The following is a 12606-nucleotide window of genomic DNA, read 5'->3' on the forward strand; positions in this document are numbered from 1 at the left end:
GCATGATCCGGAAAACTGAAAGCCGGCTTTCCCTCTCGAAAAACGCGCAAGCGTTTGCGCGGAGATCATGCTCAAACAAAATAAGCGCTCAAGATTTTTTTCGCGCGAAGAACGCCTTGAACGCCGCGACGGCTTCCGCTGAGCGCATCCGCTCGCCGAACAGATGGCTCTCGTGGTCGATCCGGCGGACCAGGTCTTCCGTCGGGTGCTTGAGCAGCTTGCGCGAGGCCGCGACCGCCTCGGCCGGAAGGGCGGCAATCTCACGTGCGACCTTGCGCGCTTCGGCTTCCAGATGATCCGGCTCGACGACCTCATTGACGAAGCCCGCCGCGCGGGCTTCCTCGGCGTTGAGCTTGTGCCCCATCACCAGCATCGAAAAAGCGCGCTGATGTCCCATCAGCCAGGGCGCCAGCAGGCTGGAAGCGCCTTCCGGCACCAGACCTAGATGGATAAAGGGCGTAGCGAACGTCGCTCGCGTACTGGCGATGACCTGATCGCAGTGAAACAGCAGCGTGGTGCCGATCCCGATCGCAATGCCGTCGACGCTGGCCACGATCGGCTTGGCGTTGTGGGCCAGCGAATGCAGGAATTTGATCGCATTGGAGGCGCGCGGAGTGCCCGTGTTCGAGGTGCCGTCCTTCAGAAAATCTTCCAGATCGTTGCCGGCGGTGAAGACGCCCGGTTCGCCTGAAATGATCAGGCAGCGGATCGACGCATTATCCTGCGCGGTGTCGATCGCCGCGCTCATCTCGCGATACATGTCTTGTGTGATCGCATTTTTCTTTTCCGGCCGGCGAAGCGCGATGATGCGAACGGCATCTTCATCGGTAACGGTGACATGTCCGGTCATGGGTTTGGGCCTCAAGCAATCGGCAATGGCGGGAACGAGCGAAATACCCTACATCATCCACGCGCGCACCCAAACTGCCGTCAGTGCTGAGAGGCCGCGCGGATTACCAGGGGCGAACGATGCAGCTCACCGGGATACATCATCTGACCGCGATTTCGGCGAAGCCGCGCGAGAATCTCGCCTTTTATACCAGCTTGCTGGGCATGCGGCTGGTCAAGAAGACGGTCAACCAGGACGCCGTCAGCGCCTATCACCTGTTTTACGCCGACGGCAAGGCCAATCCCGGCACCGACCTGACCTTCTTCGATTTTCCTGCCGCGCCGGAGCAGCGCGGCACCAACAGCATTTCCACGACCTTCTTGCGTGTCGCGGGCGAGAAGAGTCTTGGTTTCTGGCGCGACCGACTGCATCAGGCAGGCGGTCATGTCGGAGATGTCACCGAGGTCGATGGCCGGTTGAGGTTGCCGTTCGAGGACGGCGAGGGCCAGCGGCTAGTGCTGATCGACGATGGCGGCTTGGGTGCCGCCTCGCCGTGGGAAAAGAGCCCGGTGCCGGTCGAGCATCAAATCCGCGGGCTCGGTCCGATTGTGCTGAGCGTGCAGGAAGTCGGCCGCACCGCTCCGGTGCTGACGACCGTGATGAATATGCGGCATGATCGTACTTACGTCGCGCCGGACGTGAGGGGTGAAGTCCAGGTGTTTGCGATGGGCGAGGGGGGACCCGCCGCCGAACTGCATGTGATCGAGCAGAAAGACCTGGCCGTGGCGCGGCAAGGCGCCGGCGGGGTTCATCACGTGGCGTTTCGAACGCCTGACGAGGCGCAATATCACGCCTGGACCGCGCGTCTGCGCGAGCTTGGCATTCCCAACAGTGGCGAGGTCGACCGCTTCTATTTTCGGAGCCTTTATTTTCGAGAACCCAACGGCATCCTGTTCGAAATCGCCACCGACGGTCCGGGTTTTGCCACCGACGAGCCAATGGAGACGCTCGGTGAAAAACTCGCTTTGCCGCCCTTCCTTGAGCCGCGCCGCGCCGAAATCGAGGCCGGTTTGAAGCCGATCGGGTAAGCCTGTGGCCCACAAGTGGCCTCAATCTCTCCGCAGGATTGCCTTGGTTTGGTCAAGCCGGGGTGAAGTCTGGGATCATCGTATGCTTGTGGGATTCCGAGAAGCGAAATTGCCGGCCGTTTTGGAGCCGGCGATGGTGGAGGGCGAATGCCAACCGGGGTGAAGCCGAAAGCGACCGACTCGCATGATTTCGTCGTGATCCCGTCCGATCAGGTGCGGGTTGCGCCGTCAGACGCAGAGATCACTGACCTGCTGCGCGCCGCCGCGCGGCAGAATTCCGTAGCCGGCCCTCGCGCCGCTAACGATTCGTCCGGTGCGTTGCCCGTGCCGGCGGTTGATGCGACATTCCGTGCCACCGCCGTCAACGATGATGTGCCTATGCGCAAGAGTTCGTTTGGCCGGCGGGCGGTGCGCGCCATTGCCGCTCTGCTTTTGACACTGGGCATCGGCGCCGCCGCGCTGAGCTGGCAGACCTTTGGCTATGCCGCCAAGAAGGCGTTGTTCTCGTGGGCGCCGAAATGGGCGATCGCTGCCTCGCTACCGCTGGAAAAGCTCGGACTTGCCTCGGAATCCACGCCGTCGGACGACCCGCCCGCTGCGGCGCCGGCAACAACGGCTGCATCCGACCAAAGCCCGTCTGACACCGGCACGCCAGGCAACATCGCGGCGACGGCCGCCGTTCCGTCGTCGGACACGGCACAACAGCTGCAATCGATGGCGCGCGATCTCGCCAATGCCAACCAGCAGGTCGAAACGTTGAAGGCCAGCATCGCCGAGTTGAAGGCGAGCCAGCAGCAGATGACACGCGATCTCGCCAAGGTATCGGACCAGGCTGCCAAGGCTAAACTAGCGGCCACGACGCCACATGCGCCGGCGCACAAGCCGGCGCCGCTTTACTCGTCGACATCAAGCTATTCACCGGCAGCAACGCCAGCCCCGCCGCCGCCCGCTTACCGGTCGGTATCGTCGGCCTATCCGGCGACGCAAGCCGCAGCTGCTCCCGCCGCTCAATCCCAGGTGCCACCGCCGCCGGTTCAGCTACAGCCCGAGCCCGGATTGGGGCCAGCGCCGCGGCCGCCAATGCCGGTGCAATAGCGTTTCTCGGCTTTTTCTTGGTTGGTCGGCATTAACGAAGCGGGCCGGTTAAGCGCCTTTGGCCGGAACTAATCCGGTGCGGAGGGTTTATCGCGCATGTCTTCCCAGCAAAGGGAAAATGCCATGAAGATCGCAAGGATCGTTTCGGTCGGCGCAATCGCGCTTTTCGTCCTCGGTTCGGCGGCACTCGCCCAACAGGCGCGCACAGGAACCGTCATCGGAATCAACCGGCTGAATAACACGATCGCGATTCGGCAGGGGCAAGACGGCACGGTCGGTGCGAATACCGGCGGCGCCGCGGAGGAGTTCAAGGTCGGAAGCGGCGTTTCGTTGGATAGCTTGCATGCCGGCGACCGGGTCAGCTTTTCCGCGTCCGGCTCGGGCGAAGCCAAGACGATCACCAAGATCGATCGACAGTAGCGCGAGGACCTGGACGCTTGCGTCCAGTCGGCGTGCGTTAACCGAGCAGCACCGCATCCGCGCCGTTCACGGCCTCCGCGCTGTCCGTCACGGTTTTCTCCAGCGCGCCCGCCTGCACCGAAACATTTTCGGCGAAAAATCTCGCCAGCGTGACGTAGCGCTGCGGATCGGCTTCACCGAGGCCGCGCGCGGCCAGAGCTTCGCTCGCCAGCATGCATCCACCGAGCGTCGCGCCGAACAGCCGCAAGTAGGGCGTCGCGCCGGCCAAAGCCTCGTTGGGTGCGGAGGCCACGCGTTCGAGCAGCCAGCGGCTGGTGCGCTCGAGCGAGGCCAGCGCATCGCGGAGTTTGGTGCCGGTGGTACCGAATGCCGGATCGTTGGAAGTTTCGACCTGCTGGACGATATCCTTGAGTTCATCGAGCAGGGCCCAGACCGACTCCCCGTTATTGGCAGCTAGCTTGCGGGTCACGAGATCGATCGACTGGATGCCGTTGGTGCCTTCGTAGATCTGCGTGATGCGGGCGTCGCGATAATGCTGCGCGGCGCCGGTTTCCTCGATAAAGCCCATGCCGCCGTGGATTTGCACCCCGATCGAGGTGGCTTCATTTCCGATGTCGGTGGAGAAGGCTTTGGCGATCGGGGTCAGCAGCGCAGCCCGTACCGTCGCGGCTGCGCGGACCTTCGCATCCTTGGCCCGCATAGAAACATCGAGCGCGACGGCCGTGGCGTAGCAAATGGTGCGGGAGGCCGCGGTCATGGCGCGCATCTGCATCAGCATCCGCTTGACGTCGGGATGCACGATGATCGGATCGGACTCGGATCCTGGCCTGCCGACCGCGCGGCCCTGGCGGCGCTCCTGTGCGAAAGCTAATGCCTGCTGATAGGCGCGGTCGGCAATGCCGACGCCTTGGAGTCCGACGGCGAGACGCGCCTGGTTCATCATCGTGAACATGCAGAGCATGCCGCGATTTTCCTCGCCGATCAGATAGCCGATGGCGCCGCCGTGGTCGCCCATGGTCATGGTGCAGGTGGGGGCGGCATGCATACCGAGCTTGTGCTCGATTCCGCTGACATAGATGTCGTTGCGCGCTCCGAGCGAGCCGTCGGTGTTGACGAGGAATTTCGGAATCAAAAATAGCGAAATGCCCTTAGTGCCCGCGGGCGCATCGGGCAGGCGGGCGAGCACGAAGTGAACGATGTTGTCGCTCATGTCGTGATCGCCATAGGTGATGAAAATCTTGGTGCCCTTGATGCGATAGGTGCCGTCGGCGGCACGCTCGGCGCGGCTGCGCAGCGCGCCGACATCGGAGCCCGCCTGCGGCTCGGTGAGCTGCATCGTGCCGGGCCACTCGCCGGAGACCAGCTTCTCGAGATAGATCTGCTTCAAGTCCTCGCTGCCATGGGCCTCGAGCGCTTCGATCGCGCTCAACGTCAACAATGGGCAAAGGCCGAAGGAGATGTTGGAGGCGCTCCAGATTTCGGTGCAGACCGCGTTGATCGCGAGCGGCAGGCCCTGGCCGCCGAACGCCTCCGGCCCCGATACCGCATTCCACCCGGCTGCCGTCCAGCGCTTGTAGGCATCGGGCCAGCCCGGCGCGGTGGTGACGTTCGAGCCGTCAAGCTTGATGCCATGTTCGTCGCCGACGCGGTTGAGCGGCGCCAGCACGTCGGAGGCGAACCGACCGGCTTCTTCCAGCACGGCTGAGGCAATATCGCCGTCGAAATCGCCGTAGTGGCCGGCCTTCACGGCAGCCTCAAGCCCGGCGCCGTGGTTGAGGGCCAGCAGCATGTCGTTGATCGGCGCACGGTAGGTCATGGCAGAGCCTCGCTTGGAGGAGAGATGAAAATGTCTTCCCACGAAACGATGTGTCTCTCAACTTTTCCGTCCGCGGCAGTGCGGCAAAGGAAGCCTTGCGGATGAATGGGGACGGAACCGCCTGATGGCGTGACAGCACGCCAGCCGCCGGCCGGGCGTAATATTCAACGGGATTTTCGCCGTCTACCCTGTTGAAATAGCTCAACTGCCTCTATAGACCGGCGTGGCCGAACAGAGATCGGGGGCAGGGCGCCTGCCATCCCGTCTTCGGTCGTTGGGGCGTCGCCAAGTGGTAAGGCAGTGGATTTTGATTCCACCATACGGAGGTTCGAATCCTCCCGCCCCAGCCAGTGTCCCGCTAATCCATTGAAATGAATTGACTCTCCAGTTTCGGCTGGGGTGTCGCTTCGGAACTGTAGCACGCGCCTGTAGCACAGGAGATTTCGCGTGCGTGCTGTTCAACACGTGTTTCGTCGCGGCGCCGTCTACTGGTGGCGCCGTCGGCTCCTTCATAAAGACGGGGAGACCGCGCGGGTGCCGGTTGCGTTCAGCCTCAGGACGCGGGACCTTTCGAGGGCACGCACTATTGCCGCGCACCTTGCTGTGGCCAGTGATGGCATCTTGAGACAGGAAGAACGAGAAATGCTGTCGGCTGCACAGGCGCGATCGATGCTGGAAGCGGTCGCACGCGGCCATCTGGCGAAGATGGATCGCTTGGCCGTCATGGAGACGGCCGACGGCGTGAGCGCCTGGGAAGGCCGGTCCAGCGACCGCGTGATGGGGTGGGCGCGGCGTCTTCAGGCCGTGCAGGGCGTTTCCGCGACCGTCGGCGACGCCGAACGCTGCATGCTGGCGAAAAACGGCCTCTCGCAATCGGAAATCGACGAGGTCGGTCAGGTTCTCGACCTGCTACGGCGAGCCTCCAACGGTTCGTCGCCGCGCCGGCGGCTCGAAGCTTTACTGGTAGATTGCGGAGCCTCTCAAGGCGAGGGCGATCTGCTTCAGGCTGAACGCATCTACTACCGCGGCCAGGCTGCGGCGTTGCTCGCGACGGACCGGCGATGGATCGGCGACTTCCGCGAGGACGATGCGCTGATCGAGAACTTATTACAGCGAAGCGAGCCGGCGCGTTTACAGGAGACAGTGCCTGCAGCGGCGACGACCCGCAACGAATCCGCGGCACCCGTCGAGACCCAGGGCGACGCATTGCCGACACGTATCTCTCCGCCATCCGCTCCGGAACCGCCGACGGACAAAACGTCGATCATAAAGCTCACTGAGAAGATGATCGGCGAGAAAGCGGCGCTAGGCGAGTGGAACGAAAAGACCCAGCGCCAAGTCAGGTCGTTGATCGATACGTTCGTCGAAATGATCGGCGATGACCACGTGCGATCACTGTCGCAGAGATGCGTGGCGGAGTATCGCTCCTTGCTGTTGGCGCTCCCGCGCACCTACGGCAAGGGTCAGCACGACAAGCAGACGCCGCTCGCAGTGTGGCTCGAACGCGCGAAAGGCATGAAGAAAGAGGAGAAGGGGCGTGCTGCCGGAACGCTCAACCGGCACCTTTCGCAGTTGCAGGAGGTCCTCGTCTACATCGCCGCACAGGGGCACAAGATTTCCGATTTCACGGGAGTGTCCAATCTTCGCGCCAAACAAAATGGGCGGCCGCGTGACCAGCGCAATCCGTTCTCGCCGGCAGACCTGACGGCGATCTTCAAGCAGGCGCCGTGGACCGGCTGCGCGGGCTTCGACGACCGTATGGCGCCGGGGGTCCAACTTTATCACGACGCGATGTCGATCGTGCCGTATCTAGCCCGCTATACGCTGACTCGGCGCGAAGAAATCTGCGGCCTCGACGTCGAGGACGTGCTCGATGAGGACGGCATACCCTTCATTTTCATCCGGCCGAATGAGCATCGGACGCTAAAGAACGCGCAATCCATGCGCCGCATTCCATTAATCGCGGAGGTGCAGCGTCTCGGTTTCCTGCGCTATCATGCTGAGCTTAAGCGGCTCGGTCATCGCCTGCTATTTCCGGAGCTCCGGGCAGCCAGCGACAGAACACCACTTGGTGACGTCTTTTATGGTGACTGGATCAAGATCCAGAACGTGGCGATTCCGAACGCAGAAGAAGAGCGCAAGGCTTTCCACTCTTTCCGAAAGGTTGGTGGCGCCGATCTGAAGGACGCGGAGGTTTCGTCCGAACTACGGGCAGATATTTTAGGGCACGGTGGCAAGAACGTGACAGAAGAGCGCTACGCGAGCCCAGCCAAATTGCGACAAATGCTAAGTGCTCTGGAACATCTCCCAATCGTTACAGCACACGTAGAGGCGCAGAAGATTTGCTTGCGCTCAGACGTGTTGCAAATGCGAAAGCGTCCATCAGCTAAATTGAGGCGACGGAAATTATGATTCCGGGTCTCGCGCTGAGTGGAACATCGCTTCCCCTCCAAAGTTTTGCCGGCGACTCCACGCGTCGCTGTTAAAAAGCGGAATGTGGGTATCGATCAGCCGAAGGTTCAGGCATGCGAATCATTGGTATTCCGCAAGGGGCAATTATTAAAATCAAAACGGCTGTAGTTACTTGATCTTGCCGCCGCGCGGCTCAATGTGCCGCAACACGGATGCGCCAAGCTCTTGAGTCTGCTTGGTCGTTACCTTGCTGGGCGTTCTCGTGGCGATACTGGCGATATGTTTGATCTTCTGCGCCGTGATGGGATGAACGGTAACAGTCTTGGACGGTGGTTTCTTGGCCATATGACCTCTCCATAAGGTTGCATGATTCGGCTGATTATACCCGGAAGCGACCTCTGCTTGGAGTCCCTTACGAAGCTTACTGGTGAGCATTAGGTTTGTTGGCTATCAAAAGCAGGAGCCATGATGCGGTACGTCGCTGAATTATACAGAGATGAAAGCGAAATTATTCCTGGCGAAAAGCTTTCAATCGATACCAAAGACTTTGAAGCTAAAGACGATGCTGAAGCTTCCCATCTAGCCGAGGAATGGGCTGTCGTTGTTCTTTCTCAAATGCTTGATTACATTGTACATCTGCAAGTGGTGCAGGATGGGCGTGGCGTATTCACAAAAACCTATGGTGACCTTTAACGAAGAGGACCAAGGGGTGAAAAGCGGGCCAGCCGACGCCATCGGCAACGCCGTAATGATCGCCGAGATTGCGACCGGTGAGATCGAGGGCGTCACCACCGAGGACGGCAGGAACGCCGCCGCCGTGCCGCGCGCGTGGGTAAGGCGCGTTAACGGTATCGTTTGGAGTACTTCGGCATGCTGCCTTGCTTCCACCAGTGGCCGCGGCGACAGCCGATCTGGGCGACGCCGAATTTGGGCAAGACGATGCGGACTTGTGCAGATCCCTTCTTGAGGAAGTGCCGGATTCGGGGTTGCCTCCCGAGCAGATGCGGGATTTGCGCAACGCGATATCCCAGGCGACCGCGCGCTTGTTGAGCGTATGGGGCGGATACATGACGCTAGAAGACCTCGACGCGGTGGCTGAGACGCTTCGGGACTTTGGAACCTTACCATCGGACGCTGCGGTAGCTTTCCAGGCGGCCCTGAAGGAGTTCATCGATCACATCGACGAAACCTTGGGAGACATCGACAATCCGGACGAACTCGATGATTTTGAGAGGGACCTCAAGTCGCTAATGTCTAGGTACGGTTACGCGGATGATCGGGCCGGCCGCGATATCGAATACCGGCGGCAAGCCATCTATGAGGGTCGAGTACGACGTTCGCGCTCGCATTACGGCGGGCTTGACCATTCCGAGCCAGAACCCGACGTCTCCGACGAGGAGATCAGATCGATGTTCCGAGGCCTCGCACATTAGTAGGAGGTCACCAGCCATCGGATAGGTGTGGCGGGCCGTCCGATGATCATCCTACCTGCACTAGCCGCCGCGCGGGCAAACGGTGTGGCTGCCGATCTATACTTCGGAAAGGCACCGATACGCTGACCGGAGTATCGGCGGGTGAACTAATGGATCTGGGCCCTAGCGGAGTGAAGCTGCGTCCCGTGTATACGCCACGCCTGCACGCTAAGCTGCTGGCCTGGGACGATGACTCGCTGGCCATCACCAGTCAGAACTCGTTATCGGCGGACAATGCGGCCCCGCGGGAGCTGGGAATTTTCATCAATGCGCCGAAGGTCGCCGATCAAGTTATCAGGTTGTTCCAATTGCAGTTGAACAAATAGCGGTTGGATACACGTGGCTGCAGCCTGCGTTTGGGAATGCCCGACTTAGCCACGGTCGTACTCGGCCGATCGTTCACGCTGACGCTCGCGCAACTGCCGCTGTGAGGCCTGCTCCAGCACGGGGTCCAGCGTGCTAGTCTTGACCTGCAGCCGCGACATGCGACCGGCCAACCAGTCCAACCGTTGCTCTGGCGCGATCGTGGTCTGCAACCGCTCCGATAACGGCAATTCGAGGCGGACCTGGGCATCGATCTCACGGGTATCGGCAAAGATCTGAAGACGGTCCCGGGCTCGTGAGAACGCAACATAGGCCCCTTCTGTCGCTCGGTGGCGCTCGATTCCGCCTGGCGGATTGTCCGTTGCCCGCGGGCGCGCGTTACCGGTCGGCACCGGTCTGCGTCGATCAGTTGACGATGATGCCGAGTTCGCGGGTCGAGCTGTGGGTCGCCTACCGTGACGCTTCCGGGCAGGTCGTTCCGCCCCCCGATCACGGCGCCGCTACGTTCAAGTCGATCGGGCTTACGACGGGAGCAGCGGGGGATAATTGGCCAGAGGTGAATCTCGCTCACGTCGAGTTTCGAAGACAATCCACTACGCGAAGCGACGTCGCCGCACTGGATCTCCGCGGCGAAGCTTTGACCGGCCAGCAGATCGCAGGAGTTTTCGTCGCAAGAAACGCGCTGGCTTCCAAGACCGAATTGGCTCACGGTTGCTCCCCGCTGCCTCCCGGTCATCATCGCCGCATTTTCTTTGGACTTGCGGACACAAGCGATCCAGAATCCTTCGGGCTCGGGTATGAGGAGGTCGACGGCGATAACGTCGTCGCGCAGATACCCATCAAGAGCTTCGATCCGAACGATACGACGATCTGTCTTCCACTGGGGCCGGAGCAGTCGATCGTCCACGAGACTTGGGAGCTGGTTAACCTCGCAACCGAGTTGCACAACTTCCATATTCATCAGACCAAATTCCGGATTGTTCAAAAGTCCGATCCGCGGTTTTCGGAAAAACTTCAATCCGATGTCGGTGCGGGAATTATGGAGGACAACGTACCGCTTCCCGTGGCCACCCCTCAGATTCCGGAGGTGGCGCAAAACCAGAACGGCTACTGCACGATGGATCAATGGCATATTCATCAATGCGAGTCGGTGCCGATCGTAGTCGACATTCCATTTTCACAACTCGGTACATTCGTCTTTCATTGCCACATTCTGGAGCATGAGGACGGGGGTATGATGGCGAGAATTCAAGTTGTCGCGGCGCCTCAATAGGCGCCTACGGCAGTGCCAGGACCGGGCTTTGCCGTCCGCTCTGACCCTGTCATGCCATGGATTGGCTATAGGACGATCTTCGCGCAGCATGAGGTTTGCTTGCCTAATGCTTTTCGCCGCGAGCACGAGGCGCAAAGCCCCTCGGGGACGCAGAGATTCTATAGCAACTGACCTGCCCTTCAACGCCTATATGCTTACGTCGATTCCATGATTTCGAAGCGCTTCGGCGAACGCATATGAAGCCGCGTCCAACTTGTTGCCGTACGCAAGGATTTGCTGAAATCGCTGGTTACTCTTGGTCACGAAGACGGCGAAGTACAACTCGGTTAGCGACGTCACCTGGCTATACACGAACGAAAACAATTCCAGCCTTGGAAGCTGTGTTATAAAATTCAAATCACTGACGTTCGTCTTTCCAATAAATAGCTGCCTCAGTTCGGGCAACGTTCCAATAGCAGTCATGTCGGCAACGGGATTGTGGTTGAGCGACAACAATTCCAAGCTTGTCAGGGCCGAAATGGGCTTCAAATCTGCAACCTTGTTGTTCTCCAGCGATAAACCCTCCAAGCTTGTGCAGTATTCTAGGCCCGCAAGACTTGAGATGTTCCGTTCTGACGCGTCCAGATTTGTTAGCAGCTTTAGAGTTTGGATATTTATCGCAGCGCCCGAGAGTGCCTTGCTCAAGGCTTGGGCCAAGCCGTCGTCGGGGACAAGTTCGACCTCTGAAGCTGGGCGCTGCTGATCGGACGTCATTGATGCTACTCTCACGTCAGTTATATGATTTCCTCATTACACTATTGCGAGAATACTATGAGCGCACGAGGCGGTACGGGCTACATCGGACAACTGATTTGGACTCCGCTGCCTGATGGCATTCATATGGAGCTTGTTGATAAGTTCGGCTTTCGCGACAAAAGAGGATTAGACTGGATGGTGCCGAAGGGCACCCGAGTGGACGGAGCATCTATCCCTCAAGCTTTGTGGTCGATCGTGGGAAGCCCCTTCACGGGCAAATATCGCGACGCCTCGGTCATTCATGATTTTTATTGCGACACCCGTATTCGGCCTTGGCGCGAAGTGCACGGCGTTTTCTACGAGGCGATGATTGTGTCTGACGTATCCGAGGCACGTGCGAAATTAATGTATGCGGCAGTTTATTTCGCAGGACCGCGGTGGTCGAACACAGTAGTGCACAATAGTAATCTCAATAGACAATTCAGTATTCTACATACGCCGTTTTCGAAAGATGTTCGAACTATGATTGATGCTGATGGAATAACCGCTGAGGATTCTCTGGTGAGGGGAGGGCAAATCCTACAACCTGATTCCCCGATACATTTGCACATCGATGATTTCGAGCGCCTAATCCGAAAGTACGATCCATCGATCAATCAGATCAGTACCGCAATAGACTCGTCGTTGGATTTATTTGGCAGCATCTATCAGGAGCAGCGCATTCTCTCGGGCGTCTCTGAATTGTCGAGCGATTGATGAGAAAGCAGAGATTTCGTCTTGCTTATCCAAGCCATCCAATTGCGAAACGATTTACCCTAGCCGTCCTCGCAATATTCCGGTAAGTGCCGCTAAACTCGTTACGACGCCCAGAGAAACACCTTCTCCGTCTAGCCGCTCCCTCCTGCGGATATCACCTCGTTTGCACGGATCTCCGCTTCACTGGCCGGAAGGGGACGTCTTAAGCAATCCGAGGCTCCTTCGCTGAAGGCGCCGACATCACGGAGGACTGAGGCCCGCGCCTGAAGTGGACCCCATACCTGGGACCAGGGGGCGCCGAAGTTAAGGTGTAATCGCGCCTGCCTTTGTCGTTTGAATCAAGCAGCTTGCTTCTGCTGCGTTTGCGTCTGCTGTGGGTATGTGGG

14 protein-coding genes and 1 tRNA gene are annotated in these 12606 nt (G+C 59.7%); 10 read left to right on the forward strand and 5 right to left on the reverse strand.

The features are described 5' to 3' along the window. Positions 1–88: 88 nt before the first annotated feature. Positions 89–850, reverse strand: coding sequence for a crotonase/enoyl-CoA hydratase family protein (locus ABSE61_RS11160; protein WP_423871154.1), 762 nt, complete (start codon positions 848–850; stop codon positions 89–91). A 119-nt stretch (positions 851–969) separates the two neighbouring features. Here ABSE61_RS11160 and ABSE61_RS11165 point away from each other — a divergent pair, with 119 nt between their 5' ends. The 3 genes from ABSE61_RS11165 to ABSE61_RS11175 all read left to right on the forward strand — a co-directional run bounded on the left by ABSE61_RS11165 (position 970) and on the right by ABSE61_RS11175 (position 3432). Further along, positions 970–1917, forward strand: a complete 948-nt coding sequence (locus tag ABSE61_RS11165; RefSeq protein ID WP_423871155.1) for a ring-cleaving dioxygenase — start codon at positions 970–972, stop codon at positions 1915–1917. A gap of 147 nt (positions 1918–2064) precedes the next feature. Continuing rightward, positions 2065–3012: a hypothetical protein gene (locus ABSE61_RS11170; protein WP_423871156.1), complete on the forward strand. Its 948-nt coding sequence runs from the start codon at positions 2065–2067 to the stop codon at positions 3010–3012. 123 nt (positions 3013–3135) lie between these two features. Then, positions 3136–3432, forward strand: coding sequence for a copper-binding protein (locus ABSE61_RS11175; RefSeq protein WP_423871157.1), 297 nt, complete (start codon positions 3136–3138; stop codon positions 3430–3432). 37 nt (positions 3433–3469) lie between these two features. Here ABSE61_RS11175 and ABSE61_RS11180 read toward each other — a convergent pair whose 3' ends face one another. Then, positions 3470–5248 (reverse strand): acyl-CoA dehydrogenase family protein, encoded by a 1779-nt coding sequence (locus ABSE61_RS11180; RefSeq protein ID WP_423871158.1) that lies wholly within the window; start codon positions 5246–5248, stop codon positions 3470–3472. A 275-nt stretch (positions 5249–5523) separates the two neighbouring features. Here ABSE61_RS11180 and ABSE61_RS11185 point away from each other — a divergent pair. Beyond that, a tRNA-Gln gene (locus tag ABSE61_RS11185) sits at positions 5524–5598 on the forward strand. Positions 5599–5713: 115 nt separating this feature from the next. After that, positions 5714–7660 carry a hypothetical protein gene (locus ABSE61_RS11190; protein ID WP_423871159.1) on the forward strand — a complete coding sequence of 649 codons (1947 nt, stop codon included), beginning with the start codon at positions 5714–5716 and terminating at the stop codon, positions 7658–7660. A gap of 168 nt (positions 7661–7828) precedes the next feature. Here ABSE61_RS11190 and ABSE61_RS11195 read toward each other — a convergent pair whose 3' ends face one another. Then, positions 7829–8005, reverse strand: a complete 177-nt coding sequence (locus ABSE61_RS11195) for a hypothetical protein (RefSeq protein ID WP_423871160.1) — start codon at positions 8003–8005, stop codon at positions 7829–7831. A 120-nt stretch (positions 8006–8125) separates the two neighbouring features. Between ABSE61_RS11195 and ABSE61_RS11200 the strand changes: the two genes are divergently transcribed. The 3 genes from ABSE61_RS11200 (at position 8126) to ABSE61_RS11210 (ending at position 9458) form a co-directional block, all read left to right on the forward strand. Next, positions 8126–8353 (forward strand): hypothetical protein, encoded by a 228-nt coding sequence (locus tag ABSE61_RS11200; RefSeq protein WP_423871161.1) that lies wholly within the window; start codon positions 8126–8128, stop codon positions 8351–8353. 197 nt (positions 8354–8550) lie between these two features. Further along, positions 8551–9093 (forward strand): hypothetical protein, encoded by a 543-nt coding sequence (locus ABSE61_RS11205; protein WP_423871162.1) that lies wholly within the window; start codon positions 8551–8553, stop codon positions 9091–9093. Between the two features lie 149 nt (positions 9094–9242). After that, entirely contained in the window at positions 9243–9458 is a 216-nt protein-coding gene (locus ABSE61_RS11210; protein ID WP_423871163.1) for a phospholipase D-like domain-containing protein, read from the forward strand. A 45-nt stretch (positions 9459–9503) separates the two neighbouring features. Here ABSE61_RS11210 and ABSE61_RS11215 read toward each other — a convergent pair whose 3' ends face one another. Then, positions 9504–9848: a hypothetical protein gene (locus ABSE61_RS11215; RefSeq protein WP_423871164.1), complete on the reverse strand. Its 345-nt coding sequence runs from the start codon at positions 9846–9848 to the stop codon at positions 9504–9506. A 245-nt stretch (positions 9849–10093) separates the two neighbouring features. Between ABSE61_RS11215 and ABSE61_RS11220 the strand changes: the two genes are divergently transcribed. Next, positions 10094–10729: a multicopper oxidase domain-containing protein gene (locus ABSE61_RS11220; RefSeq protein ID WP_423871165.1), complete on the forward strand. Its 636-nt coding sequence runs from the start codon at positions 10094–10096 to the stop codon at positions 10727–10729. Between the two features lie 186 nt (positions 10730–10915). Here the strand turns inward: ABSE61_RS11220 and ABSE61_RS11225 are convergent, their stop codons facing one another. Continuing rightward, complete coding sequence (locus ABSE61_RS11225) at positions 10916–11482, reverse strand: leucine-rich repeat domain-containing protein (protein WP_423871166.1); 567 nt, start codon at positions 11480–11482, stop codon at positions 10916–10918. 57 nt (positions 11483–11539) lie between these two features. Here ABSE61_RS11225 and ABSE61_RS11230 point away from each other — a divergent pair, with 57 nt between their 5' ends. Beyond that, the gene (locus ABSE61_RS11230; protein WP_423871167.1) at positions 11540–12220 is read left to right on the forward strand and encodes a DUF1353 domain-containing protein; all 681 of its coding nucleotides are present in this window, start codon (positions 11540–11542) and stop codon (positions 12218–12220) included. Positions 12221–12606 lie beyond the last annotated feature (386 nt).

The organism is Bradyrhizobium sp. (genome assembly GCF_049519115.1).
Lineage (GTDB): Bacteria > Pseudomonadota > Alphaproteobacteria > Rhizobiales > Xanthobacteraceae > Bradyrhizobium.